24 protein-coding genes are annotated in these 25,707 nt (G+C 67.7%); 4 read left to right on the top strand and 20 right to left on the bottom strand.

Features of this window, described 5'->3' with window-relative positions; genetic code table 11:
* Positions 1–76: 76 nt before the first annotated feature.
* The 19 genes from NTM_RS15400 to NTM_RS15310 all read right to left on the bottom strand — a co-directional run bounded on the left by NTM_RS15400 (position 77) and on the right by NTM_RS15310 (position 20,708).
* Positions 77–883, bottom strand: coding sequence for an SDR family NAD(P)-dependent oxidoreductase (locus NTM_RS15400; protein WP_104865989.1), 807 nt, complete (start codon positions 881–883; stop codon positions 77–79).
* A gap of 8 nt (positions 884–891) precedes the next feature.
* Positions 892–3,309 (bottom strand): CaiB/BaiF CoA transferase family protein, encoded by a 2,418-nt coding sequence (locus tag NTM_RS15395; RefSeq protein WP_104865988.1) that lies wholly within the window; start codon positions 3,307–3,309, stop codon positions 892–894.
* A gap of 13 nt (positions 3,310–3,322) precedes the next feature.
* Positions 3,323–4,288: an enoyl-CoA hydratase/isomerase family protein gene (locus tag NTM_RS15390; RefSeq protein ID WP_104865987.1), complete on the bottom strand. Its 966-nt coding sequence runs from the start codon at positions 4,286–4,288 to the stop codon at positions 3,323–3,325.
* Positions 4,289–4,298: 10 nt separating this feature from the next.
* Positions 4,299–5,435 carry a M24 family metallopeptidase gene (locus tag NTM_RS15385; protein WP_163766767.1) on the bottom strand — a complete coding sequence of 379 codons (1,137 nt, stop codon included), beginning with the start codon at positions 5,433–5,435 and terminating at the stop codon, positions 4,299–4,301.
* A gap of 10 nt (positions 5,436–5,445) precedes the next feature.
* On the bottom strand, positions 5,446–6,621 hold the full coding sequence (locus tag NTM_RS15380) for a M24 family metallopeptidase (protein ID WP_435405127.1): 1,176 nt from the start codon (positions 6,619–6,621) through the stop codon (positions 5,446–5,448).
* A 62-nt stretch (positions 6,622–6,683) separates the two neighbouring features.
* Positions 6,684–7,865, bottom strand: a complete 1,182-nt coding sequence (locus NTM_RS15375) for an amidohydrolase family protein (protein WP_163766766.1) — start codon at positions 7,863–7,865, stop codon at positions 6,684–6,686.
* Between the two features lie 40 nt (positions 7,866–7,905).
* Positions 7,906–9,126, bottom strand: coding sequence for a cytochrome P450 (locus tag NTM_RS15370; protein WP_104865983.1), 1,221 nt, complete (start codon positions 9,124–9,126; stop codon positions 7,906–7,908).
* A gap of 4 nt (positions 9,127–9,130) precedes the next feature.
* Positions 9,131–9,325 carry a ferredoxin gene (locus NTM_RS15365; RefSeq protein ID WP_104865982.1) on the bottom strand — a complete coding sequence of 65 codons (195 nt, stop codon included), beginning with the start codon at positions 9,323–9,325 and terminating at the stop codon, positions 9,131–9,133.
* Between the two features lie 15 nt (positions 9,326–9,340).
* Entirely contained in the window at positions 9,341–10,015 is a 675-nt protein-coding gene (locus tag NTM_RS15360; RefSeq protein ID WP_104865981.1) for a TetR/AcrR family transcriptional regulator, read from the bottom strand.
* A gap of 32 nt (positions 10,016–10,047) precedes the next feature.
* Positions 10,048–10,857, bottom strand: a complete 810-nt coding sequence (locus tag NTM_RS15355; RefSeq protein ID WP_163766765.1) for an SDR family NAD(P)-dependent oxidoreductase — start codon at positions 10,855–10,857, stop codon at positions 10,048–10,050.
* Positions 10,854–11,681 (bottom strand): alpha/beta fold hydrolase, encoded by an 828-nt coding sequence (locus NTM_RS15350; RefSeq protein WP_179963941.1) that lies wholly within the window; start codon positions 11,679–11,681, stop codon positions 10,854–10,856. The genes NTM_RS15355 and NTM_RS15350 overlap by 4 nt, the downstream gene beginning before the upstream one ends.
* 31 nt (positions 11,682–11,712) lie before the next feature.
* Positions 11,713–12,303, bottom strand: a complete 591-nt coding sequence (locus NTM_RS15345) for an NADPH-dependent FMN reductase (protein WP_104866005.1) — start codon at positions 12,301–12,303, stop codon at positions 11,713–11,715.
* Positions 12,304–12,311: 8 nt separating this feature from the next.
* On the bottom strand, positions 12,312–13,310 hold the full coding sequence (locus NTM_RS15340) for a cyclase family protein (RefSeq protein ID WP_163766763.1): 999 nt from the start codon (positions 13,308–13,310) through the stop codon (positions 12,312–12,314).
* Complete coding sequence (locus tag NTM_RS15335; protein ID WP_163766762.1) at positions 13,307–14,155, bottom strand: coniferyl-alcohol dehydrogenase; 849 nt, start codon at positions 14,153–14,155, stop codon at positions 13,307–13,309. The genes NTM_RS15340 and NTM_RS15335 overlap by 4 nt, the downstream gene beginning before the upstream one ends.
* A 15-nt stretch (positions 14,156–14,170) precedes the next feature.
* Positions 14,171–15,490, bottom strand: a complete 1,320-nt coding sequence (locus tag NTM_RS15330; protein WP_104865976.1) for an LLM class flavin-dependent oxidoreductase — start codon at positions 15,488–15,490, stop codon at positions 14,171–14,173.
* Positions 15,490–17,217: an FAD-binding protein gene (locus NTM_RS15325; protein ID WP_232079939.1), complete on the bottom strand. Its 1,728-nt coding sequence runs from the start codon at positions 17,215–17,217 to the stop codon at positions 15,490–15,492. The genes NTM_RS15330 and NTM_RS15325 overlap by 1 nt, the downstream gene beginning before the upstream one ends.
* Positions 17,218–17,288: 71 nt before the next feature.
* Positions 17,289–18,206: a 3-carboxyethylcatechol 2,3-dioxygenase gene (locus tag NTM_RS15320; RefSeq protein ID WP_232079716.1), complete on the bottom strand. Its 918-nt coding sequence runs from the start codon at positions 18,204–18,206 to the stop codon at positions 17,289–17,291.
* A complete protein-coding gene (locus tag NTM_RS15315; RefSeq protein ID WP_104865974.1) occupies positions 18,154–19,845 on the bottom strand; it encodes a bifunctional 3-(3-hydroxy-phenyl)propionate/3-hydroxycinnamic acid hydroxylase in 1,692 nt (563 codons plus the stop codon). The genes NTM_RS15320 and NTM_RS15315 overlap by 53 nt, the downstream gene beginning before the upstream one ends.
* The gene (locus NTM_RS15310; protein WP_104865973.1) at positions 19,842–20,708 is read right to left on the bottom strand and encodes an alpha/beta fold hydrolase; all 867 of its coding nucleotides are present in this window, start codon (positions 20,706–20,708) and stop codon (positions 19,842–19,844) included. The genes NTM_RS15315 and NTM_RS15310 overlap by 4 nt, the downstream gene beginning before the upstream one ends.
* A 151-nt stretch (positions 20,709–20,859) precedes the next feature.
* On the opposite strand from NTM_RS15310, the gene NTM_RS15305 reads away from it, so the two are divergent.
* From NTM_RS15305 to NTM_RS15295, 3 genes are read left to right on the top strand one after another with little or no spacing between them, the layout of a single operon-like run.
* Positions 20,860–21,561 carry an IclR family transcriptional regulator gene (locus tag NTM_RS15305; protein WP_104865972.1) on the top strand — a complete coding sequence of 234 codons (702 nt, stop codon included), beginning with the start codon at positions 20,860–20,862 and terminating at the stop codon, positions 21,559–21,561.
* Positions 21,562–21,597: 36 nt separating this feature from the next.
* A complete protein-coding gene (locus NTM_RS15300; protein ID WP_104865971.1) occupies positions 21,598–23,211 on the top strand; it encodes an FAD-dependent oxidoreductase in 1,614 nt (537 codons plus the stop codon).
* Positions 23,212–23,263: 52 nt separating this feature from the next.
* Entirely contained in the window at positions 23,264–23,878 is a 615-nt protein-coding gene (locus NTM_RS15295) for a TetR/AcrR family transcriptional regulator (RefSeq protein WP_104865970.1), read from the top strand.
* On the opposite strand, the gene meaB is transcribed toward NTM_RS15295, so the two are convergent.
* Positions 23,806–24,717, bottom strand: a complete 912-nt coding sequence (meaB, locus tag NTM_RS15290) for a methylmalonyl Co-A mutase-associated GTPase MeaB (RefSeq protein WP_232079938.1) — start codon at positions 24,715–24,717, stop codon at positions 23,806–23,808. The genes NTM_RS15295 and meaB overlap by 73 nt on opposite strands.
* A 161-nt stretch (positions 24,718–24,878) precedes the next feature.
* On the opposite strand from meaB, the gene NTM_RS15285 reads away from it, so the two are divergent.
* Positions 24,879–25,631, top strand: a complete 753-nt coding sequence (locus tag NTM_RS15285) for an SDR family oxidoreductase (RefSeq protein ID WP_163766761.1) — start codon at positions 24,879–24,881, stop codon at positions 25,629–25,631.
* Positions 25,632–25,707: the final 76 nt, after the last annotated feature.

Genomic DNA, 25,707 nt, shown 5'->3' with positions numbered 1-25,707 from the left:
GGCCCTGCCGCCGAACCTGAAGAAGATGCCGAGATCCGGCCCGAAACTCGCCAAGAACCTCAGACTCGGCGGACGCCTAACCCGGCCCGAGCGTCGGCACCCCGGTGGCCGGGTGGAAATACCAGCCGCCACCGGCCTCGGTACCGCCGTCGACGTGGATCGTCTGCCCGGTGATGTAGCTCGCCATGTCCGACGCGAGAAACACTGCCGCGGCAGCCATCTCGTCGACATGACCGGCGCGACGCATCGGCACCATCTGGGCCATTGACTCGGATAGATCGCCGACGGCGAGGTTCTGCAGCCCCTCGGTCATGGTGAGGTCCGGCGCCAGCGCGTTGACGCGAATGCGATGCGGGGCGAGCTCGAAGGACGCCGTCTGGGTGTAGTTGACCACGCCGGCTTTGGCCGCGGCGTAGGCCGCGTATCCGGGCGCGGCACGGCTGCCCTCGATCGACGTCACGTTGATGATGCTGCCCGGCGCTGCGGCATCGACCAGCCTGCGGGCGACCCGCTGCGTGCACAACAGGACGTGGCGCAGATTGCTGCGGTACAACGCGTCCCAGCCGTTCTCCGAGGTGTCCAGCAATGCCGAGCGGAACGTGCCGCCCGCGTTGTTGACCAAGACCGACACCGTGCCGAGCTCACTTTCGGTGCGCGCGAGTGCGGCGTCGACGGCTGCGGCCTCGCGTACGTCGACGACCAGACCGAGTGCACCGATCTCCGCTGCGGCGGCCGCGCACGTGTCGGGATCGCGCTCCCAGATCGCCACCGAGGCCCCGAATGCCGCCAACCCCTGCGCGATTCCTCTGCCGATCCCCGCGCCCCCGCCGGTGACCACGGCGACGCGGCCGGTGAGCAGGATGTCCGACGGTGAGATGGCCATGTCGCAGGTTAGCGCGCGGGCGCGGTCCCGATGACCCCGTCGGCTTCCAGCGCGGCGATCTCGTCGTCACCGATGCCGAGCTCGCGCAACACCTCAGCGTTGTGCTGGCCGAGCAGTGGGGCGGGCGCGGTGTGCACACGGTGCGGACCGTGGCTGCTGCGGTACGGCACCGTGCTGTACGGGGTGGGCGGGTTGACGGGATGCTCGACCGTCTCGAAGAAGCAACGCGCGGCGAGTTGCGGGATCTCGGTCTGGCGGTGCGGCTGCAACACCTTGGCGACCGGGACATCGTTGTCCCACAACGCGTCGACGATCTGGTCGCGGGTGCGCTGTGCACACCAGGCCGACAGGTGCCGGTCGATCACATCGTGGTGGGCACGCCGCCCCGCTGCGGTCGTCAGCTCGGCGGCCATCGCCCACTCCGGCGCACCGATCGCCCGACGCAGACCTGACCACTGCTCGTCGGTCGCCACCGCGACCGCCACCCAACTGTCGGCACGACCGAACTCGTCGATCTCGTTGGACAGGTACAGATTCTGCGGTGCCGCGGTGGGTCCCCGGTTACCGTCGCGCTGCAGCACCGCGCCGTAGGCGGAGTATTCGATCACCTGCTCGGCGGCCACACTCAACGCGGCGTCGACCATCGCGGCCTCCACCATCGAGCCTTCCCCGGTGCGGCGGCGGTGCTCCAGCGCGATCAGGATCGCGTTGAACGCGTGGATACCCGCGTTGGGATCGCCCACCGAGTACGGTTCGAACGGGTTGAGGTCGGGATAGCCGGTGAGCCAGCTGATTCCGGCCGCGGCCTCGATGACGTAGGCGAATGCCGGGTTGTCGCGCCAAGGTCCGTCGAGCCCGAATCCGGGCATGCGTGCCATCACGATGTCGGGCTTGATCTGCTTGACGGCATCGTAGGTCAGCCCCATGCTCTCGATCACCCTCGGGGTGAAGTTCTCCACCAGCACATCCGCTGTCGCGATCAACCGCTTGAGCAGGTCCCGCCCGGTCTCGGTGGACAGGTTGAGCGTGATGCCGCGCTTGTTGGTGTTCAGGCCGGAGAAGATCGGTGACTGCTCCCACCAGTTGTCCTCGGTGACCGGGATGCCGGCGATCAGCCGGGTGCCGTCGGGGTGGCGGGTGGACTCCACGTGGATCACGTCGGCGCCGAGCATCGCCAGCAGATGCGTGCAACTCGGCCCCGCCCAGAACGTCGTCATGTCGACCACCCGCAGCCCGGCGAACGGCAGGGCACCAGGCCGCGAAATATCATTCCGGGTTGTCATTTCTGCGGAATCACGACTCGGAATGATATTTCGCGCTCGCGAACGGTAGAGGTCGGTGTGCTCGCCCAGACGCGGCGCGGGTTCGGGGTCACGCAACGCGTCCACCGACATCCGGTACGGCGCGGCAGGTTGGGTGAAACCGTCGCGCGGGTTGACGACGAACGACCGGCGCGCGACGTAGTGGTCGAGCCGTTCGACGTTGGCGCCGTTGGCCACCGGGGCGTTCGGAATCCGGAATGCGGTGGCCAGGTCCCGGATCTCGTCGACGGTCTGCTCGGCCACCCAGGCGTAGAGCTCCTCGGCCTTCTCGTTGGCCTGCTGGGTGATCGACAGCGGCGATTCCTCGTCAATCCATTCCACATGGCCGGTCATCGCGCACAGGTCGAACCACTGTTGCGCGGTACCGCAACCGATGTCAACGAGACCGTCTTTCGCCCGCGCGATGCCGGGTACGGTCAGCCTGCGGGCATCGCGCCACGGCCTGCCCAGCATGGCGAAATAGCTGACCGGGTAATAGGTCAGGCCAAGGATGTCGGTTTCGAGCATCGACAGATCGATCAGCTCGCCGCCGCCGCGCATCCGCGACGCGAGTGTCACCGCACTCGCGTAGGCGCCGGCGAGATACTCACCGACCTGTCCGCCGACGTAGACGGGCGCCCGGTCGGGTGCGCCGCGGCCCAGCCCGACGATGCCGCCGGACCATGCCTGCAGCGTGAACTCCGTTGCGGGACGGTCCTTCCACGGGCCGTCCAGGCCGAACGGGCTGATCGCGGTGACGATCAGGTGGGGATGACGCCGGTTGATCGCCGCCGGCGCGAACGCGGCCAGGCCGGCCACCCCCGGCCCGGTGGACCAGATCACTGCGTCGGCATCGGCGAGTAGCGCGTCCACGAACTCGGTGTCGGCACCCGGGTCGGCCACGACGGAACGCTTCGAACACGCGAGGTAGGAGAACAACGCCCCGTCTGTGCCGTCGACGATGTCGGCGCCGGATGCCGACCACCGACGCAGCGGATCCCCCTGCGGCGGTTCGACCTTGATCACCTCGGCGCCGCCGTCGGCGAGCAGTTTGGTGCAGTAGGCGCCGGCGATCCCGCTGGAGAGATCGACGACGACGTAGCCGGACAGTGCGGGTTCGGACACTTCGGCCCTGGGCTCAGTCCGGTTGGGCCCGGTTGCGCTTGCTCAACCGGAACTCGGGCGGGAACTTGCTGTCGTTGTCGTTGACCGCTGCCGACAGTCCGCTGTCGATCGACTCGAACATGTCCAGGTCGTCGTCGCTGTCGTTGGCGACCCCGTTGCCCATCGACTCGAAGAACGCGCTCAGCAGGCTACCCATGTACTCGCCCTGCTGCTGCTTGAAGATCTCGAAGAACATCTTCTGCTGAAACACGGTGTCCACCGGGCGGTTCCGGGCACACGCCAGCGCGTACTTCTGTGTCTCGGCCTCCAGTTGGTCGCGAGCGACCACCTTGTTCAGGAAGTTGCAGTCGTACATCTCGGCGGCGGTGAACGGACGGCCGGTGAACACCATCTCCTGGAACTTGCGCAGCCCCATCATCTGCACCCAGGTCCACATCCGCGGACCCCAGCCGTGATAGCGGAAGGACGGATGTCCGAACAGCGCGTCGTCGGACGAGATCACCAGATCGGCGTCGGCGCACTGGTAGAAGTGCCAGCCGTAGCAGTACCCCTTGGCCTCGACGATGCTGATCTTCTTGAAATCCTGCAGCGCTCGGTTACCGGCCTGGGAGTTGGCGTACCACGCGCTGATGGTGGCGCCGTTACGGAACGTCCCCTTCGGCGGATAGGTCACCTCGCCGACGCCGTCATCTTCGAGGCGCAGCTCCGCGAGCCGGGCGGCGGGATTGTCGTTGCCCTCCATGAACTCCGGGAGATCGGCTCCGCTGCCGAGGTTGTCCCCGACACCGCGGATGATCACGACCTTCACGTCGTTGTCGGCGTTGGCCGCGCGCAGCACGTCCGCATACCGTAGCCGGGCCAGCGATGTCGGCGCGTTGAGGAACTCCGGCCGGTTGAACGTGATGGTCGCGATCTTGGTCCTGGGGTCCTTCTCGTAGAGGATGATCTCCTCGGGAGACGGCCGCCTGTTCTCCGACACGTATGTCCTCTCAGCCGATTCCGGCGGTGGTCTGGGCCCGACCCGGGCTCGACGTCAGTACTTCGGGACCGTCCTCGCCGATCAGCACGGCGTCGCGGTGGAAGACCGAACCGACGCCGGGCTCCCACACGTACGCGGTGACCGCCAGCACCGTGCCGGGGTCGAGGCGCTCGTCGGCGCAGGTCTGCGGCAGGTCCGGGGAGATCACCGGCGGATCGAAGCCGAGTCCGAGGCCGTGCGCCACGGGGACGGGCGGCAGCGCCTCGCCCGCGGCGTCGTAGGCGGTGAGCAGGCCGGTCGCCGACGCGCCGGGGCGGCAGGCGTCGATCAGGCGCTCCCACAGGTCATGTGCGCGGCCGAAGAGGGCATCCGCGCCGGGGACCTCCCCGACCGGCCAGGTGCGGCCGACCTCACCGACGTAACCGTCGGCCAGCGCACCCGCCGCGAACGCAACCAGGTCGCCTTCGGCGATCCGGCGATCGCGCCGACCGACCCGCCAAGCGTGGTCACGCGAGGTGATCCACGCGCCGTCCTGGGTGGCCGAGGTGCTGTACCCGCCCGCGGTCATCGCCTCCATCAACACGCCGTTGAGCGCCTGTTCGGTGACTCCCACCGCGAGTTCGGACACGGCCGCGGCCAGGCCGCGCTCGGCGACGTTCAGCGCGCCGCGCAGCACACGAAGCTCGTCAGCAGTCTTCGTGCGGCGCGCGGCCTTCATCGCGATCTCCGCGTCGACGAGTTCGGCGTTCGGGAACGCCAACGGCAGCAGCTTCGCGAAGGTCGGCGAGATCGCGTCGGTCCCGACGCGCGTCGCGTCGGCCGCGCCGTCGATGCCCTTGAGTACCTCGATCAGGGTCATCGGGTTCCAGGCCAGCCCGTACAGGTGGTCGTGTCCGATTTCCTCCGGGATGCCCTCGTCCCAGCTGCTGTTGAGGTGGATCTCTCCGGTGGCCCGCACGAGCACACAGATCGGCGCGAACGGACGGGTGCCCGCGACCCAGAGTTGCGGGGCACCGGTCACGTAGCGCACGTTGGCCTGCCGGCCCAACACGAGCACGTCGAGGTCGTGGGCCGCCATCTGGGCCAGCGCGCGTTCACGCCGGCCCGCGCGGAGGGCGAGGTCGTCACAGACGATTTCGATTGCCATGTCGTACTTCTCAGCTCAGTCCGTAGGGGGCGTACGGGTAGTCGGTGATCGACTGGTAACCGTCTTCGGTGATGACCACGATCTCCTCGCTTCGATAACCCCCGGTGCCGTCCTCCCAGACGACGGGCTCCAAGACCAGCAGCATGTTCGCCGGGAACACGAAGTTGTCGTCGAACTCCTCGCCGAGATCGGTGCCGATCATCGGCATCTCGGCCGCGTTGGTGCCGATCCCGTGACCGAGGTAGAAGTGCGGCAACCACGGCTTCTTGCCTCCGTTGGCGGCGATCGCCGCGCGCGCCAGATCCCCGGAAGTGGCGCCGGCCTTGGTCACGGCCAATACGGCGTCGAGGATTTCGCGCCACTTCGCGAAGTTCGCATTCTGTTCGGGGGTCGGATCCTCGCCCACCACCCAGGTGCGGCCCCAATCAGAGCAGTAGCCCTCGTAGGTGATGCTGATGTCGGTCCACAACACATCGCCGGAGGCCAGCGGCTTCTCCGTCGGCAGCAACGGCAGCGCCAGGTCACCGGTCGTGGTCCACACCGAACCACTGCTCCGGGTCGTCGGCATCACCTGCCAGATCGCCTCGATCATGTTCGTCGTCGCACCGAGTTCGAACGCCCGCCGGACGAACCGCGCCGAGAGATCCATCTGGCTCACGCCGGGAGCCACCGCGGGCTGAACGTCGAGCAGCGCCTGTTCGGTGATGCGGCAGGCCTGTCGGACGCCGGCGATCTGGTCGATGGTCTTGACGAGCTTGGCCGGCCCGATCACCTGGGCGGCGTCAGACGGCGGTCCGGCCGGGAACAACCGGCCCGCGGCACGGCGCATCGCCCCGGTCAACTCGTCGACGGCCACTGTCGCGCCCGCCGGGACGAGGTCGGCCAACACCGCGGCGAAATGGTGTACCCCCTCGTCGAATTCGAGGTACAACGGGCCGTGGACGTGGTCGCCGGGGACCTCGGTGTCGAACGCACTGCCCTCGCGGAACGGCATGTACAGGTGTGGATGCTCGTCATCGGCCAGCACGACGGCGACCGGACGCTCCACGTGGGACAGCCCCGCGTCCAACAGCGGCCAGCTGGCACCGGTCGCGTAGACCACGTTGCCGTTGCCGAGCAGGACGAGGGCGTCGACGCCCTTCTCCCGCATCGACGTCCGCAGCCGCGCACCACATTCTCGGTACATCCTGGCGCGGTCAGGAACGTCCGGGATGTCAAGCAGGGCCGAGCCGGCAGTCAGGGTCGCTGTCACGAGATCCCCAGGAATCTCTGTACGTTCGTCGACACGATCTTCACCGCCGCCTCCGGGCCGACCGTTTCCACCACCGACGCCAGCGACTTCTCCGAGTAGCCGAATGTGCTCTCGTTGTGCGGATAGTCCGACGACCACATCACGTTTTCGACCCCGATGCGGTCGATCAGCTGCAGGCCCAGCGGGTCGACCATGAAGGACGCGCTCATGTGGTGGGACCAGTAGTGGTTGACGTCGTGCTGAAGTTCGTGGTTGAACATGTGCCGGTAGGACGCCAGCATGTGCTCGGCGTCCTGCAGCGCCGTCGGCACCCACGCGATACCGCCTTCGAACCAGCCGATCTTCAGCGACGGGTGCCGGTCCAGGATGCCCGAGAACACGTACTTGGCGAACTGCTCCCGGAACGAGTCGACGTTGACCATCATGCCGACGACGACGCTGTTGTTCTCACACGGCGTCTTCGGCGGAGTCTCGCCGATGTGGTGGCTGACCGGGACCCCGGAGGCCTCGATCTCGTCCCACACCGCGTCCATGCTGGTGCTGCCGTAGTCGTAGATGTTTCCGTCGTCGTCTTTGCCTGGGTTGAGCGGGAGCAGGAAGGTCCGCAGCCCCAGTGACTTCAGCTCTTCGAGGGTGCTGCGGGTGCCCTTCGGATCCCACCAGTTGATCAGCCCGACACCGTAGAAATGACCGTTGGAGCGCTCCTGAAGATCGGCGATGTGTTCGTTGTAGATCCGGAAGACCCGTTCCCGCAGCCCTTTGTCCGGGTAATGGAACAGCGCCAGTACAGCATTCGGGAACGCGAGTTCCTTGTCGATGCCGTCTTCCTTGAGTTCGCGGATACGGGCCTCGATGTTGTTCGACGCGGCTCCGGCGAGGTCGTCGTACTGCATCAGCACGCGGCCGAAATCGCCACCGGTCCAGGCCTTGCCCTTCATTCCGACCATGTAGGCGCCGTCCTCATACCAGATGCGCGGCGCGGCACCCTTGAGCTCCTCAGGGAAACGCTCGTAGAAGATGTCGTCGGCCACCGAGATGTGGTTGTCGGCCGAGAAGATCACGGTGTCCTCGGGGAGGCCGACGACACCGCCGGTGGAATGGCCCTGCCGGTTCTTGGGTGCGCCGAAGCCCTCGGGCGGATACAGGGTGGCGGTTACAGAAGATGTACCGGTAGACATTCGGGTCTCCAATCGGGCTGAAATGCTTGAAGTCTGGGGCTTACCAGGTAACCGGGAGTTCGTAGACGCCGTAGGCGAGGCGGTCGTGCTTGAACGGCACCTCGTCGAGCGGGATGGCAAGCTTCATGGTCGGGATGCGGCGCAGCAGCGTGTGGAACACGATCTGCAGTTCGGCGCGGGCCAGCTGCTGGCCGACGCATTGGTGCCTGCCATAGCCGAAACCGAGCTGCTGGCCGGCATCCCGGGTCAGGTCGAGCTTGTCGGGCTCCGGGTAGGCCGCCGGATCCCAGTTGGCCGGCGCCAGGTCGAGGATGATGCCCTCCCCCGCCTTGATCGTCTCGCCGGCGATCTCGATGTCCTCGATCGCGACGCGGCGCTGACCGGTCTGGATGATCGACAGATAGCGCATCAGTTCTTCGACTGCGTTGGCGATGAACTTCGGATCGTCCGAATCCCGCAGCAGCGCCGCCTGTTCGGGGTTCTCCAGCAACGCGCAGATGCCGATGCCGATCATGTTCGCCGTGGTCTCGTGGCCGGCGATCAGCAGCCCGGTGCCGAGCTGCGCGGCCTCCTTGACACTGATCTCACCGGCGGTCACCCGCTCGGCGAGGTCGGACACCGCGTCCTCGGACGGGTTGGCCTGCTTCTCCTCGACCAGGTTGATCAAGTACTGATGCAGGCTCATCGCGCCCTTCTGCATCGCGTCGGCGGCCGCGTAGCGGGCGAGTCCGGCGTTCGCGTGCTCCTGGAAGAACTCGTGGTCCTCATACGGCACGCCGAGCATGTCGCTGATCACGCGGGTCGGCACCGGCAGCGCGAGCTTGGCGACCATGTCGGCGGGCTGGGGCCCGGCCAGGATCTCGTCGATGCACTCGTTGGTCACGTCCTGGATCACCGGGCGCAGCGCCTCGACACGCCGGAACGTGAACGGCTTGGACAGCATCCGCCGGAACCTGGTGTGCTCCTCGGCATCCGAGGTGAACACCGAGCGCGGCCGCTTGTCCACGGTGGCCAGCATGTGTGCGTTCCAGTGCGGGAATCCGTCGCGCCGATCGTCGACGGACACCCGGGGGTCGGCGAACAGCGCGCGGGCGGCCTCGTGGCCGGTGATCAGCCACGGAGTGGTGCCGTTCCAGATCCGCACCCGCGAAAGGGGTTTGGTCTCGTTCATCTCCAGCATCTGACGCGGAGGCGCGAACGGGCAGCCAGCGGCCCGCTCCATCGGGTACTCCGGTATCGCCGAGACGAGCGTGTCGGTCATGGAATCACTCCTCGATCTGGATCGCCAGGGCCGGGCACGCGGCCGCGGCATTACGGGCCTGCTGGGCCTGGTCGGGCCCGGGCTCGGGGTTCAGCAGCTCCACGACGCCGTCTTCGTCGCGCTGGTCGAACACCTCCATGGCGTTGAGCACGCATTGCCCGGAGGAGACGCACTTGTCCTGGTCGACGGTGACCTTCATGTCAGGGAAGCCATATCAGGGCACCTCCGTCACGGGTGCCTGCCACAGTCCTACGATGGCGTCGATCAGCCCGGAACCGACGGCGGCCCAATTGGTCCGGGGCAGCGCGGCGCCGTCGGCGAACGCGCGCTCGAAATCGGCGCAGGTGTGTACCAACAGGTTGCGGGCCATGATGTTGCGTTCGACGACGACGGCCATCGGAAGCTCGGGCAGACAGCGGGTGATCCCGTCGACGACGCGGACCAGCGCCGGGGACGCCAGCGCATCCTTGACGACGATCTTCTGGTACGCCGGGTCGGCCAGCGCCTGCGCGGCGAAGCGCGCATACCAGGTCGGGTTGCCGAGCTGCGCGAGATGTTCGGTCAACGAGCAGACCAGACAACGGATCCAGTCCCGCAGCTCGGTCGAATCGCCGATGTCGGCCACCATCCGCTCCAACAGCAGCTCGATCGAGGAGCGGTGCTTCTGTTCGATCGCGCGCACCAGATCCGTCTTGGTGCCGAAGTGGTAGCCGACCGCGGCGTTGTTGCCCTGTCCGGCCGCCTCACTCACCTGACGGTTGGAGACCGCATACACCCCGTGTTCGGCGTAGAGCCGCTCGGCCGCCTTCAGGATCGCCTCTTGGGTTGTCGTGGCGCGGTCGGCACGGACCGTCCTGGCAGTCGTCACCGCTTCAGTGAACCGCGTCACACACCCTAAGTCAAGCGACTGCTTTAAAGTGATCACGGCTTGCGTACGATCACCTTCCCGGCGACAGTCCCGCCGTCCACCGGAAGGACCGTGCCGGTCACATACCGCGACCGGTCGGTGGCGAGGTACAGCGCCGCCTCGGCGACGTCGTCGGCGGTGCCCTCGCGCTTGAGTGGCCTGTCGTCACGCATCTGCTGACGGATCCGGGTCTCGAACCTTTCCAGCCGTTCCCGGTCCTCGTCGGTGGCCGACGACGCCAGGATCGGCGTCGGGATGTTGCCGGGCGCAAGGCAGTTGACCCGGACCTCGTAGTGCGCGAGCTCGATCGCCGCGCACTTGGTGAAGTGGATGATCGCCGCCTTGGAGGCCCGGTAGGTGGACACGCCGCCGCCGGCCTGGATCCCGCCGATCGATCCGAGGTTGATCACCGAGCCGCCGCCGTGCTCGGCCATGTGACGTGCCGCGTCGCGGGTGCCCGCCATCACGCCGAGCAGGTTCACCCGCATGACCCGGTCGAACTCCTCGAAGTCTTCGAAGAACAGACCTTTGCGCAGCGGGCTGGAGATGCCGGCGTTGTTCACCATCACATGCAGGGCACCGAACGTCGCGACGGTGGTGTCCACCAGTTCGGCCACCTGCGCCTGGTCCCCGACGTCGACGTGCCGGTAGACGGTCTTGCCGCCTGCCGAATTGAGTTCGGCGGCAACCTCTTCGCCGAGGTCGTCGCGCACATCGGCGATCATCACCTCGGCGCCCTCGGCGGCGAACCGGGCCGCGATCCCGCGTCCGATCCCCGATGCGCCGCCGGTCACGACGGCGACCTTGCCGGTGAGTTCGGTCATTTCACGGTCCCTTCGAAGAAGTTCAGCAACAGATCGTTCACGGCTTCGGGGCATTCGATCTGCGGGCAGTGGCCGGCGCCGTCGATCACCACCGAACGCCCCCCTGCGATCTGTCCGGCGATCTCGGCCGCCCAGCCGGCGGGCAAGAGCTTGTCGGCGCCGCCCTCGACCACCAGGGTCGGCACCGTGATGCGGTCGTAGGCGCGCGCACTGCTCGGGGCGGCGGGCGGCTCCAGGCCCGGCCTGCGGAAGCGTGCCGCCGCCAACGACTCCCACGCACCCGGCGCGATACTGGATTCGTAGCGGCGCCGCACGTAGTAACCGTCGTCGGGATAGCTCTCATCGGCGAACAGCGCGGCCACAATTCGGCGCATCCCGTCGAAGGTGGCGTCGTAGTCGTACAGCGCGCTGACGTGTTCGTTGCGCTGGATCTCCCCGCCCCCGCAGATGGCGACCAGGCTTCTGGCGGGCAGCACCGGCGCATCGGACGTGGCGTCGACCAGCAGGTTGATCGCTCCCATCGAGTTGCCGACGAAATGCGCCGCATCGATCCCGAGCACCTCGCAGAACCTCGCGATGTGCCTGATCCTCATCCCGCGGCCGTCGGTGAAATCGACGACCTTCGCCGACCCGCCGAACCCCAGCATGTCGGGCGCGAGCACGCGGTGTCGCTGTGCGAGTGCGGCGATGTTGTGTTCCCACCCGATACGCGCACTGGCACCGAACTCGCCGCCGTGCAGAAGCACGACCGGGTCTCCCTGTCCCGCCACCAGATAGCTCGTGACAAGACCGTCCACCGTCACCGTCTCGGTGTCGAATCCCATGGCCACTACCTTCGCCCCGCGTGTCCCTCGGTCACGATGTCTCCCTGGCGGTCTGGGCGAAGGCCAGTACCTGGCTCGCCAACAGCTCGAGTTGGTTCGCAACCGTCCTGGCCTGCTCGGTATCCGCGAGCTCGCCTGAGGGCGCCCAGATCGGCTCGGCGGAGTTGATCGCGACGCCGAGCGGTGTCGGCCACGCGCGCAACGCGTGTCCGATGCCGCGCAGTTGGGTCAGTGTGCCGACCGCCGCCTGCCAGCCGTACGCGCAACTGATGCATCCCCAGGGGGTGTTGTCGAGGTAGACGCGCGGGTCCTCGCGCAGGTCCTCGATGTAGTCGAGCGCGTTCTTCACCAGGCCCGAGATCGCGCCGTGGTAGCCCGGTGAGCCGACGACGACCGCGTCGGCGTCGCGCAGCGTTTTGACGAGTTCCAGTGCCCGCGGAGTGCGTTCGAGTTCGTGCGGTGCGTACATCGGCAGATCGAGGTCCTCGGCGGCGAACAGCCGGGTCCGGCCGCCCTGCTTTTCCACCGCCGCCAGGCAGTAACGGAGCGCGCGTTCGGTCGAGGAATTCGCCCGCAAGGTTCCGCCGAGTCCGACGACGAACGGCTGCCGGGAAGTCGTCATGTCCGCACTCACTTGATCGCGATGGGGCTGACCGGGGCACCGACTGCACCGACGACCTTCAACGGGGGTGCGACGAGCTGGAATTCGTACACGCCGTCGGCGGCACAGTCGGCGGCCAGCGGGCCGAGGTCCCAGTACTCGCCGAGCATCAGGCCCATGTCGCGCAGGCACAGCATGTGCATCGGCAGAAACGTGCCCTCGACACCGTTGCCGGGGTCGGGGTCTTCGACCATCAGGTTGTCGGACGCGACCGCGGCCACCTCGCGTTCGTGCAGCCAGGACGCGCACGTCCAGTGCAGACCGGACCCGGCCTCACCGCCGTCACCGGTCTCCAGGAAGCGCGTCCACCACCCGGTGTGCACTACGACGATGTCGCCGGAACGGATCTCGACGTGCTGTTTGGCGGCGATCTCGTCGAGTTCGTCGGCGGTGATCGGGGTTCCCGGCCGGCAGAAGGTGTCCTCGCCGCGGTGAGCGACCACGTCCAGGAGCACGCCGCGGGACGTGATCCCCTTGCTGTCCACCTTCTCGATGCCGAGGTGGAATGCCCCGAAGCTGGTCACCGAATCGGCCGGGAAACCGTTGTACAGCTTGTCCTCGTAGTACACGTGCGACATCGCGTCCCACTGCGTGGCGGCCTGCAGCGGCATCACGATGAGGTCGTCGTTGAACCGGAACGGATTGTCGGCGAAGAACGCGCTCATATCGGCGGCCACCGCGTTGCGCAGCCACTGGGGTCCGTACTCGACCAGGGTGGAGGCATCTCCGCCGTCGACGGTCATCACGTGCACGGGGTTCTGCCGGAACTTGAACGCCCCCTGCGGACCGCCTGCGCTGAAGTCGCCGCCGAGCGAGATGACACTGCCCTTCTTCACCAGGCCGGCGGCCTCGCGCACCTTGTCGGGGGTGATGAAGTTCAGGGTGCCGAGCTCGTCCTCGTCACCCCAGCGTCCCCAGTTGCGGACCTCGTCGGCGGCTTTGCGGAAGTCGCTCATGGTGCCGGTCATGTCGCATCCTTCGCTTGTTGCTGGTGCACGCGATCGGTCAGATCCTCGAAAACCCGTTCCGCGACCGAACCGCCGTCGACCCACACCACATGCCCGGTGATGTGTCGGGCCGCCGCACTGTTCAGGAACGCGAGCACACTGGCCTGTTCGTCGGCGTCGGCGTGCCGGCCCAGCGGATTGCTGAACGCATCCAGGAAGCCCTGCCCGTAGGCGCTCCTGAGCTGGTCGAGAATCGGGGTATCGGTGACACCGGGGGCACTGCAGTTGATGCGGATCCCTTTGCGGCCCAACGCCGCGACGTACCGCATGCCGTAGAGGATGATCGCCTCCTTCGACAACCGGTACCCCCCGTCGGCCAGGGCGTCGGGATTGGCTTCGCACCACCGGATGCCGTCGGCGAAGGACTCGGTCTCCAGCAGACCGAGCGTCACCGGCGCGTTGGCGAGGTATTGCGACGCCGCGAGCGACGACACGTTGGCGATCGCCGATCCCGGTGGCATCAGCGGTGTGATCGCCTCGGTGAACCGCCGGGTGCCGAGGAAGTTGATGGTGACCACCCGCAGCGGATTCTTGATGCCGGAGGACACCCCGGCGACGTTGAACAGCGCATGGACCGGGCCCGCGACGGCGCCGACCGCGTCGGCCACCGACCCCTCGTCGGCGAGGTCGAGGGTGTGGAATTCGGCGACGCCGGAATCCTGTGCCGGAGAACTCAGGTCGAGGCCGACGACCTCGGCACCGAGTTTTGCCAGCTGACGGCTCAGCGCTGCCCCGATACCGGACGCGCAGCCGGTCACGACCACGCGTCGATCGTCATAGCGGAACAGTTCGTCGATCTGCACCACGGTCGGCGGTGTTCCTCAGCCCGCCGCTTCCTTGGCGGCCCTGGCCTCTTTCTCGGCTTGCGCTGCCTTGACCCTGCCCTCGTTGATCTCGGCCATCGCCTCGGGGATCTCGCCGGCGGTGAACTTGCCGCCGCGGCCGGTGGGCAGGCCGCCGAACGCGTAGGTTTCGTCGAACGTCGGTGCGTCCCAGTTCTGGCGGCGTGCCTCGACCTTCTCGATGACCGGTTCGAGGCGCTTGGCCTTGTCCTTGACGGCCAACGCGTCACGCTCGATGAACTCGGGCAGGATCTCGTTGCCCATGATCTCGATGGATTCCATGGTGCCCTCGTGGCTGCGCGGATTGAGCAGCAGGATGATCTCGTCGACACCGCTGGCCTCGTATCCGCGCAGGAACTCGCGCACGGTCTCGGGCCCACCGATCGCCCCGCGCCCCGGCCCGTAGGCCAGCGTCGGGTCCTCCTTGACCGCCTTCTCGTACAGTTCCCACACCCCGGTGCGGCCGGGGGTGTGCATTCCGGTCAGGTAGTAGTGCATGATGCCGAACGAGAAGAAGCCGCCGCCGATACCGAGCCGCTTGATCGCCTCGTCGTCGTTCTTGGCGACCATCATCGACAGGTCGCCGCCGATGGCCAGGATGTTCGGGTTGATCGCCGGGGTGATCGGCGCGCCCTGCTCCTCGAATTCCTTGTAGTAGCCGTCCACCCGGTCCTTGAGCGCTTCGGGTCCGGTGTAGGCGAAACTCAGTGCGCCGATGGCCTTCTGGGCCGCCATCTGCACCGAGGACGGCCGGGTGCAGGCCACCCACACCGGCGGGTGCGGATCCTGCAGCGGCTTCGGGATCACGTTGCGGGCGGCCATCTCGACGTGCTGGCCCTTGAAACCGGTGAACGGCGCCTCGGTCATACAGCGGATCGAGACCTCCAGCGCCTCTTCCCACATGCTGCGCTTGTCGGCCGGGTCGATGTTGAAGCCGCCCAGTTCGGCCACCGAGGATCCCTCACCGGTGCCGAACTCGACTCGGCCGTTGGAGATCAGGTCCAGCGTCGCGACCCGCTCGGCGATGCGCGCGGGGTGGTTGATCGGCGGGGGGAGGTGCATCACGCCGAAGCCGAGCCGGATGTTCTTGGTGCGTTGGCTCGCCGCGGCCAGGAACATCTCCGGCGCGGTGGCGTGGCAGTACTCCTCGAGGAAGTGGTGCTCGGTGAGCCAAACGGTCGAGAACCCCGCCTTGTCGGCGGCCTCCACCTCGTCGAGCCCGTCCTGGAACAGTTCGCGTTCGTCGTCATCGGACCATGGCCGCGGCAGCGCGAACTCGTAGAACAGAGAAATCTTCATTACTGGTTGCCTCCTTGAAGGTCCGGGTCTTTCGCGGGCTGGTGGCTGACGGGCTCTTTGTTCTCCGACGCCGCGATGTGGCGGGCGGCGACGTAGCCGAAGGCCATCGCCGGGCCGATGGTCGCGCCCGCGCCGGCGTAGCTGCGCCCCATCACCGCCGCGGACACGTTTCCGACGGCGTAGAGGCCGTCGATCACCGAATCGTCGGCACGCAGCACCCGGGCGAACTCGTCGGTGCGCAACCCACCGGACGTGCCGAGATCACCGAGGATGATCTGGAACGCGTAGTAGGGCGGCTTGCCGATCGGGTACAGGTTCGGGTTCGGCAGCGTCGGGTCGCCGTAGTAGTTGTCGTACGCGCTGTCGCCGCGGTGGAAGTCGTCGTCGTGCCCTTTGCGCGCCAGCTCGTTGAATCGTTCTGCGGTATTGCGCAGTTCGGCGCCGGGGACGCCGATCTGAGCAGCGAGCTCCTCCCAGGTGCTACCGGTCTTGACCACCCCGGATTCCAGCCAGGCCGCGGGCACCTTCCATCCGGTCGGGACGGGGGCGAACGGCACCTTCGGGATCGGCAGGTGACCGCCGACGACGTAGCGGTGGAACGACCGGATGTCGGTGATCAGCCAGCACGGGATGTGGGTGACGCCGGAGCGCTCCCCGTCGATCATCGCGTGCGCGAAGTCCATGTACGGGGCCGCTTCGTTGATGAACCGCTTGCCGGCGCCGTTGACGATGAACTGCGCCGGCATCATCCGTTCGTTGAGCATGAACTGCAGCCGTCCGTCGGGCCAGCACATGGCCGGGAACCACCAGGCCTCGTCGAGCAGTTCGGTTGCCGCGCCGACCTTCTCCCCCGCCCGGATACCGTCGCCCGTCGCGGCCGGATTACCGAAGCTCCAGTCCTTGTCGTCACCGCGCATCTCCCGGACCCTGGCCAGTTCGGGCAGATACTGCAACCGCCAGGCCATGTCGTGGTCGAAGCCGCCGCTGGCCAGCACCACCCCGCGGTCCGCCCGGACGCGCACGGACCGGCCGTCCTTCTCGACGACCGCGCCGACCACCCGGCCGTCGTGGTCGGTGATGAGCTCTGTCATCGGAGAGTTCAGCCACAGCGGGATGTTCTGCTGCTTCATCGCCAGCCGCAGGCGCGCCACCAGCGACTGCCCGATGGCAGCCATCCTGTCACCGAACACCCGCGCCCGGAACATCCGCCAGATCAGTTTCACCAGGACGGCTTTGCCTCGCCACGACTGGCGCACCTGATAGAACAGCCGCAGATCCTTGGGCGCGAACCAGATACCGCGCGGGGCCAGCGCCAGCGGTGTGAGCAGGTTCTCCTCCTCGTCGCCGAGGGTGCGCAGGTCGATCTCGGGCACGTTGATCGTGCTGCCGAGCGGCGAGCCGCCGGGCAATTCCGGGTAGTAGTCGGCGTAACCCGGCTTCCACACGAATTCCAGCCACGGGCTGAGGTTTTCGAGGAACTCCATCATCTCCGGCGCGGCCTCGACGTACGTGCGCAGCCGCGCGTCGCTGACCAGCCCGCCGGTGATCTCCTTCAGGTAGCGGAACACCTGTTCGGGGTCCGGGACGTGTCCTTGTCTGCGTTGCGACGGTGCACCCGGTACCCAGATGCCGCCGCCGGACAGCGCGGTGGAGCCGCCGAACCGGGCCGACTTTTCGACGACGAGCGTGTCCAGACCGGCCGCGCCCGCGGTCAGCGCCGCCGTCATCCCGCCCCCGCCGGAGCCGATGATCAGCACATCGGTGACGTGGTCGAAGTCAGCCGGATCGATCGAGGAGGTCACGCAATCACCGCCGTTCGGATTGCGAACCCGGCGATCAGTTCCGGTGCCGCACGGTAGAACCGGTTGCCGGTACGGTAGTCACCCTGCGCCGCGAGCGCCGCGAACGCGGCCACCCACGTTCTGACCTCATGCGCGGAGTTGCCGGCCTGTCGGGCCACCCAGGTGTTGTCCCAGCGGTCCACCTCGGCGAGGCGCCCGGTGTCGACGAGGTCGAGGAACGCGTTGTCCCAGTCGGGGTTCAGCGGCGCCAGTTTCCCCTGCCCCGCAGCGAATTCGCGGGCGGCCGCCATCACGGCACTCTGGCGGGCCTGGCGCTGGTCGTCACTCATCGGAGCGCCGTGGACGATGCGCTCCAGCGCGGCCGCGGGAGCGGTGGCCAGCGTCGGCACCGGCGGGTCGTGCGACAGCCCGCCGGAGCCGATCAGCAGAATCCTCTTGCCGAGGGTGCCCAGATGCGCGCCCACCGCGGCGCCGAGTGCGCGCACCCGCCGGATCGGGCCCAGCGGGGTGGCCACCGAGTTGACGAACACCGGGATCACCGGCCGCGCGGCCGCGTTCCCGAACAGTTTCTCCAGCGGCTGCACGGTGCCGTGGTCGACGTCCATCGCCGCCGACAGCGCGACGTCGACGTCGGCGTCGAGCACCGCGCGGGCACAGTCGGTGGCGAGGTCGGCGGGGACGTTCAGCGGGCCCTTGTAGGTGCCGTAGTCGCCGACGCCGGTAGCCGCGGTGCCGATGCAGAACGGCGGCATCGCGCGATAGAAGAAACCGTTGTAGTGGTCGGGCGCGAAGGTGACGACGAGCTCGGGATCGAAGTCGGTGACGAAGTCCCTGGCCGCGACCATTGCGCCCTCGATGTCGTCAAGGAGTTCCTGTGACGGCCCCGGAAGATTCAGCAGCGGACTGTGCGACATGCAGCACAGTGCCATCTGACTTTTCGCCATGTGAACCGGCCCCTCCTCCCTGGATCAGGTGCAGCACCTCGAACAGTGCCGTCGAGGTCTCCGGCGCGCGCTGCGCGATGCAGGCCGCGGCGATGCAGCGGTCGGGCCGCAGGAACAGCACGGAATCGGTGTAGACGTCGAACCAGGATTTCAGCGCCCCGGTGCGGTCGCCGACCACGATGACGTCGGCGTCGTCGTGTCCCGGCCACCGCAGCTGCGATATCGGCCGTACCTCGACGAACCTGGCGCCCAACGCCTTCCACTGCTCGAATGTGTCGTTTCCGAGTACCGCCCGCAGATTGTTGCTCCAGCACAGCACCGCGAATCCCGTTCCGAGTACCTCGTCGAGCAGCACGTTCTGTGCGTCGCGGGTGTCGACCCGCGGCTGGATGAACAGCGTGCCGGTCGGTGAGTTCGGGGCGGCGTGCTGGTGGTGGTAGACCGCGCCCTGCTGGTAGCGCGGCATCGGTTTGAAGCGCATCTCCAGCACGTAGCGCTTCAGCGACGGCACCGCCGAGGCCGCGTGGATAACCCGGTCGCGCAGTGCGGCGACCTTCCTGTTGGTCGGCGAGATGACCCGGCCCACCATCGTGGACAGATCGATCATCGCGCGGGCGTGCTTGCGCCGCTCCGCGTCGTAGGTGTCCAGCAGCGCGTCGTCGGCCTTGCCGGTGACGACCGCGGCGAGTTTCCACCCGAGGTTCGCCGCATCCCTGATACCGCTGTTGTAGCCCTGTCCCTGCCACACCGGCATCAGGTGTGCCGCGTCGCCGGCCAGCATCAGCCTGCCCTTGCGGAACGAGCCGGCGATCCGGGAGTGGTGGGTGTAGACGCGGTGCCGGATCATGTCGACACGTTCCGGGTACGGGATCAGCCGGCCCAGCATCCGCCGGACGAACGCCGGGTCGTCGGCCTCTTCGTCGGATTCGTGCGGATGGATCATGAACTCGAAACGCCGGATGCCGTGGGCGATCGCGATCGACACGTAGGGCCGCCGCGGGTCCGCGCCGACCTCGCTGTTGGGGTGCCCGAGAGGGTCGTTGGCGATGTCGACGACCAGCCATCGCGTCGACGAGGTGGTCCCGTCGAACGACACCCCCATCAGGCGTCGGGTGGCGCTGCGGCCGCCGTCGCAACCCACGACGTACCGGGCCGACACCGCGGGCTGTCCGCTGTCGAACTCGACAGTGACCCCGTCGGACGTCTCGGTGCACGTGTGCATCCGATGCCCGAACCGGACCTCGACGTGCTCGAACCGGCCCAGCCCGGCGTAGAGTTCGGCATCGACCATCGGCTGGACGAAGCCGTTGCGTTTGGGCCAGCCGAAACGTGCGTCCGGAGGGGCCATCTCGGCGAGCAGCCTCCGGTCGGCGTCGAAGAACCGCAGGATCTGGTTGGGAACGGTGTGCGGCAGCACCTGATCGATCAGCCCGATCGACTGGAAGGTCCGCAGCGACTCGTCGTCGAGCCCCACGCCGCGGGGGTAGTCGATGAGCTTGTCACGCTCGTCGACGACGAGCACGCGAACACCTTGCAGGCCAAGAATATTGGCCAACGTCAGCCCCGACGGTCCCGCGCCGACGATCACCACGTCCGCATCGACGGTCATGGGCGCCCCAGCAGGAAGTCGAGGTGTAACCGGTTGAACGTCTTGGGGTCCTCGTATTGGGGCCAGTGGCCACAGCCCGGCATCACCTCGAAGCGGGCACCGGGGATCATCGAAGCGATGCGGCGCCCCTCCTCGACGTCGGCGGTCGGGTCGTCACTGGTCCACACCACCAGCGTGGGAGCCGTGATGGCGCTGTACTCGTTGGGCCCGAGCAGGTTTCGCCGGCGGATCTCGGGATCCTGCAAGGCCATGATGTCGCGCATCGCGTTGACGAAGCCGGGCTGACGATAGACGCGCTGCCTGCTGGCGACAATGTCGTCGTAGTCCTTGGACTTGTCGGCCATCAGCCATTTGATCCGTGCCTGCACCGTGTCCCATGTCGGGTTCTCGGCGGCCGCCATCGACAACGTGATGATCCGCTTCATCACCTCGGGGTCGGCCTGCGAGCCCCCGGCGGTGTTGAGGACCAGGCGATCGACGCGGCCGGGATGGTCCACGGCCAACCGGGACGCGACCCACCCGCCCAGCGACTCGCCGCTGATGTGCGCGCGGTCGGCACCGATGGCATCCAGGACATCCACCAGATGGCCTATGTAGTGCGGAATTTCGAGCGGATGGCCGGGCTTGTCCGTGTAGCCGTGGCCGAGCATGTCGATCGACCACGTGGAGAAGTGCTCCGCATGCGCCTCGAGGTTGCGCACATAGGCCTCGGCGTGCCCGCCAGAGCCGTGCAGGAAGACCAGTGCCGGCTTGTCCCGGTCGCCCGCGTGTAGGTATCGGGTGCGCACACCTCCGGCGTCGAGGTAGCCCTGGGAGAACGCGACCCCTTGCAGGTCGCTCCACACGCTCTCGAACTCCGTCACCTGCGCACTCCCTCCTTGGAGTCCCGTCCGAGACCTTGACGGCGAGAACCGTATTCTCGTAATTTGTAAGCAGTCTGCTCATTTATCGCACATACATGTGCACTATAGTCAGAGCATCACTCTCCTGAGAGCGTCTGTCAAGGAAGGTCGTATGACTGATCCCGGAAGCGCGACCACGGGTTCGGGCGCCCCCGGATCCCAGACCCTGGCGCGCGGGCTCAACGCGCTGCAGTTGGTCGCCGCGTCGCCGACCGGGCTCACGGTCGCGCAGGTCGCCCAGGACATCGGCGTCCACCGCACCATTGCCTACCGTCTGCTGACCACGCTGGCGCAGTTCCGCTTCGTGACCAAAGGTGAGGACGGCCGGTACCGGTCGGCCGCGGCACTGGCGGTGCTCGGTGCATCCTTCGACAACAACGTCCGCCAACTGTGCGTACCAACGCTGCGCGCGCTCGCCGACGAACTCGGGACCACGGTGTCATTACTGGTCGCCGAGGGCGACCAACAGGTCGCCGTCGCGGTGATCGTGCCGACCAACGTCTTCTACCAGTTGTCGTTCCACGAGGGCAGCCGCTACCCGCTGGACCGGGGCGCCGCCGGCATCGCACTGCTGGCCAGCATGCCGCCCCGCCCGGGCGAGCGCGACCTGGTGCACCAAGCGCGCCAACAGGGTTGGGTGATCACCCACGGTGAGATCGAACCGAACACCTACGGACTCGCCGTACCCGTCCGACGCACACCGCCGTCACCGCCGACCTGCATCAACCTGATCTCGCACCGCGAGGACGTGGTGATCGAGGGGCGCGACGCAGTCATCAAGGCCGCCAACGAGTTATCGGCGATTCTGCGCTGATCCGGCCCGTCACGAAGCAACAGGAAGGAGACCGCGGTGACCGAGTGGGATCACGAGGTCGACGTCGTCGTTCTGGGCAGCGGCGGGGCAGGCCTGACCGCCGCGCTGACCGCCGCCGTCAGCGGAGCGACGGTAGAGGTGTACGAGAAGGCCGGGACCGTCGGCGGGACCACCGCGGTGTCGGGCGGCATCGTGTGGATCCCGGCACACGACCGCGCCTCCGACGGTGCGCTGAGCGTCGAGGACGCGATGGCTTACCTGCGGGCGCAGTCCCTCGGGTACATGGACGACGAGCTGGTGGAGACATTCGTCAGAACGGGTGCCCCGATGCTCGACTTCGTGGAGCAGCACAGCGATCTCGTCTTCGAGGTCGCCGCGGGGTTCCCGGATTACAAGCCGGAACTGCCCGGCGGCAAACCCGCTGGCGGACGGTCGCTCAACGCCAAACCGTTTGACCTGTCCCGGCTCGGTGAATGGGCAACGCGGATCTCGTCCTTCCCTGCCGATTTCAGCAACGTCGGCATCGACGCCGAGACCCGGGCACGGATCCACGCCTCGGTGGACAGCGAGGACGGCGACTTCTGCGTAGCGGGCACCGCCTTGATCGCGGGCCTTCTCAAGGGCTTACTCGACCGCGGCATCACCCCACGGACCGAGGCGCGCGCCGTCGAGCTGATCGCCGACGCACTTGGCATCACCGGAGTGCGGATCGAGCAGGGCGGCAACGATTTCCGGGTACGCGCCCGCAAAGCGGTCATCCTCGGCACCGGCGGGTTTGAATGGGACCAGCGCATGGTCGATGCGTACCTGCGCGGCCCGATGCGAGGGGCGGTGTCCCCGCCCAACAACACCGGCGACGGGCTGCGGATGGCGATGGCCCACGGCGCCGACCTGGCCAACATGGGCGAGGCCTGGTGGGTGCCGATCGTGCAGATCCCCGGCGACACCTTCGGCGGGCGTCCCCGCAGCCGCAGCGTCCGACTCGAGCGCACCCGACCGCGCAGCATCATCGTCAACCGGGCCGGCAAGCGATTCCTCAATGAGGCCGGTGAATACAACTCGATGGCCGGACCTTTCCACTTCCTCGATCCCAAGCTCGGGTACGCCAACGATCCGGCGTGGATCGTCTTCGATTCGCTGCACCTGAAGAACTACGGATTCCTCGGGGTCGACCCCGACGGCCCGGTACCGGACTGGTTCTGCAAATCGGCCGACCTCGAGGAGCTCGGCGAGAAGACCGGCATCGACCCTGCCGGTCTCGCCGCGACCCTGACCGCGTGGAACGCCAACACAGCCGCCGAACACGATCCCGAATTCGGCCGTGGCGCAAGCGCGTACGACGGCTACTGGGGTGACACGTCGGCCGCGACCACCGCCGGCCAGACACTCGGACCGATCGACACCGCGCCGTACTACGCCGTCCCGGTGTCGATCGGCGCGATGGGCACCAAGGGCGGGCCGCGCACCGACCGCGACGGCCGCGTGCTGCACGTCAGCGGCACCGCGATCATCGGGCTGTTCGCCGCGGGAAACGCGATGGCCGGCGCCACCGGGAAGGCGTACGGCGGCGCGGGCGGCACCATCGGCCCCGCGATGGTGTTCGGCTACCGTGCCGGCTACGCCGCAGCCACCGGGCAGTCGCTGCCCTGACCCGGTAGCCGATCGGCAACCGCGCCCGGGCTGGTCGACTATCCTCGACGGGATGACCGGGACCGAGGGAAGCTTCAGCGCCATCAAGCGCACCGCGGCCCAGACCCGGGTGCTGGACGCCGCGCTGAAACTCATCGCCGAGCACGGCGTCAGCGGAACATCGCTGCAGATGATCGCCGACGCGATGGGGGTCACCAAAGCCGCGGTCTACCGCCAGTTCAAGACCAAGGAAGAGATCGTCATCGCGATCACCGAGCGCGAGCTGAGCAGTCTTGAAGCCGCGCTCGACGCCGCCGAAGCCGAGGGGCACGGGGTGCGCTCGCGCGAGATCCTGTTGCACCAGATGATCGACCAGGCCGTCGAACGGCGCGCCGTGGTTAGCGCGCTGCAGTTCGACCCGGTGATCATCCGGTTGCAGGCCGAGCACGAACCGTTCCAACGGTTCATCGAACGCCTCTACGCGGCACTGCTGGGCACCGAGTCCGGGGTGGAGGCGCGCGTGCACGCCGCGATGCTCTCGAGCGCGATCAGTGTGGCCGTCATGCATCCGCTGCTCGCCGATCTGGATGCGGAAACGCTTCGTGCGCAGCTCATTCAGATGTCACGGCGAATGCTGGACCTGCCCTCGGAGAGGTCGGCGGCGAACAGTCGCTCCGCGGCGGTGTAGGCGTCCACGGCGCCGGTGGCCACCGACTCGGCCAGACGATCCAAGTCCGGGTGATTGCGCAGCAGTGTCTGCGCCAGCGACAGGATCTGCGACCGTGCCCGCGCCGAGCGGCGCTGTGGGGTGTCGGCGCGGTGGTGGGCATCGATCGCGTCGACGAACTCCGCGATACCGACGTTCTGGGCGGCGATGAGCTTGAGGATCGGCACGTCGGTCTCGCCGCGCAGGTCGCGCACCGTCTGGTCGGCGCCGTCCCGATCGGCCTTGTTCACCACCACGATGTCGGCGACTTCGAGCAGTCCCGCCTTGGCCGCCTGAATCGCGTCTCCCGCACCGGGATTGAGCACCACGACGGTCGGGTCCGCCACCGCGGCGATCTCGATCTCGGACTGCCCGACGCCGACGGTCTCCAGGATCACCAGGTCGTACCCGAGCGCCGAGAGCAACGTGATCGCCGCGGGCACCGCCGCGGCGAGCCCACCCAGGTGCCCGCGGGTGGCCACCGAGCGGATCAGTACGTCGGGATCGTTGATGTGGGCCGCCATCCGGATCCGGTCACCGAGCAACGCGCCGCCGCTGTACGGCGACGACGGATCGACGGCGAGCACCGCGACGCGTTTGCCGCCCGCCCGGTACGCCCCGACCAGCGCGCCGACGGTCGTCGACTTCCCCGCCCCCGGTGGGCCGGTGATCCCGAGGACGCGCGCCGAGGCGACCGGGCCGAGCGCGTCGAGCACCTCACCACGTCTCGGGCTCTCCACGAAGCTGAGCAGCCGGCCGGTGGCGCGCTGCGACCCGCCCCGAGCAGCGGCGATGAGCTCGTCGATCGTCACGTCAGACAGAGTACGCACGGGTTTTCCTTTTCACGCCGCCGACCGTTCCCCAACTGAGAATGTTATTCTCCATAGTAGAGAGTCTTCATACCAGGAGGTCCCCGATTGCAGGCCGGCTACCCCAACTGGGAGATCATCCGCGTCGACAAGGCGCTGCGGTTGTCGCCGAAGTGAACCCGCCCGCGTCGCTGCACGGCAAGGTCGCGTTCGTCGCCGGCGCCAGCCGCGGCATCGGTGCCACGGTGGCCGTTGCGCTGGCGCGCGCGGGCGCCGCGGTGGCGGTGGCAGCGCGCTCCGAACACGAGGGCAAGCTGCCGGGCACCATCGGCGCTGTCGCCCAACGCATCAACGACGGGGGTGGGCGCGCGCTGCCGGTGGTCTGCGACGTCACCAACGAGGAATCGGTCGAGACGGCCGTGGCCGCGACGGCCGCGGAGTTCGGCGGAATCGACATCCTCGTCGCGAACGCGGGCGTGTTGTGGCTGGGCCCGATCGAATCCACCCCGCTGAAACGTTGGCAGCTGTGCCTGGACGTCAACACCACCGGCGTCTTCCTCGTTACCAAGGCCGTGATTCCGCACGTACGTGCCCGCGGCGGCGGTTCGCTGATCGCGGTCACCACCACCGGCGTCACGATGACCGACCATGGCGCCAATGCCTATTGGGTGTCCAAGGCTGCCGCCGAGCGGTTATATCTAGGCCTCGCCGCCGATCTGCGCGCCGACAACATCGCGGTCAACTGCCTGAGCCCGTCACGCGTGGTGCTCACCGAGGGCTGGCAGGCCGGCGGTGCGGGCATGCAGATCCCGCCGGAGATGGTCGAGCCCCCGGAGGCGATGGCCGACGCCGCGGTCTTTCTCGCCCAACAGGATGCGTCGGGCATCACCGGCACGATCCAGCGTTCCGAGGAACTGCGCCCCTGACCGCGAGCGTGCGTGTCCGCGGGCGACACGCCGCGGAAATTCCATACTTCACGCACGCTCGTCCACACATCAGCGG

The organism is Mycolicibacterium parafortuitum, assembly GCF_010725485.1.
Taxonomy (GTDB): Bacteria; Actinomycetota; Actinomycetes; order Mycobacteriales; family Mycobacteriaceae; genus Mycobacterium.
This window is presented reverse-complemented; position numbering and strand designations above follow the sequence as displayed.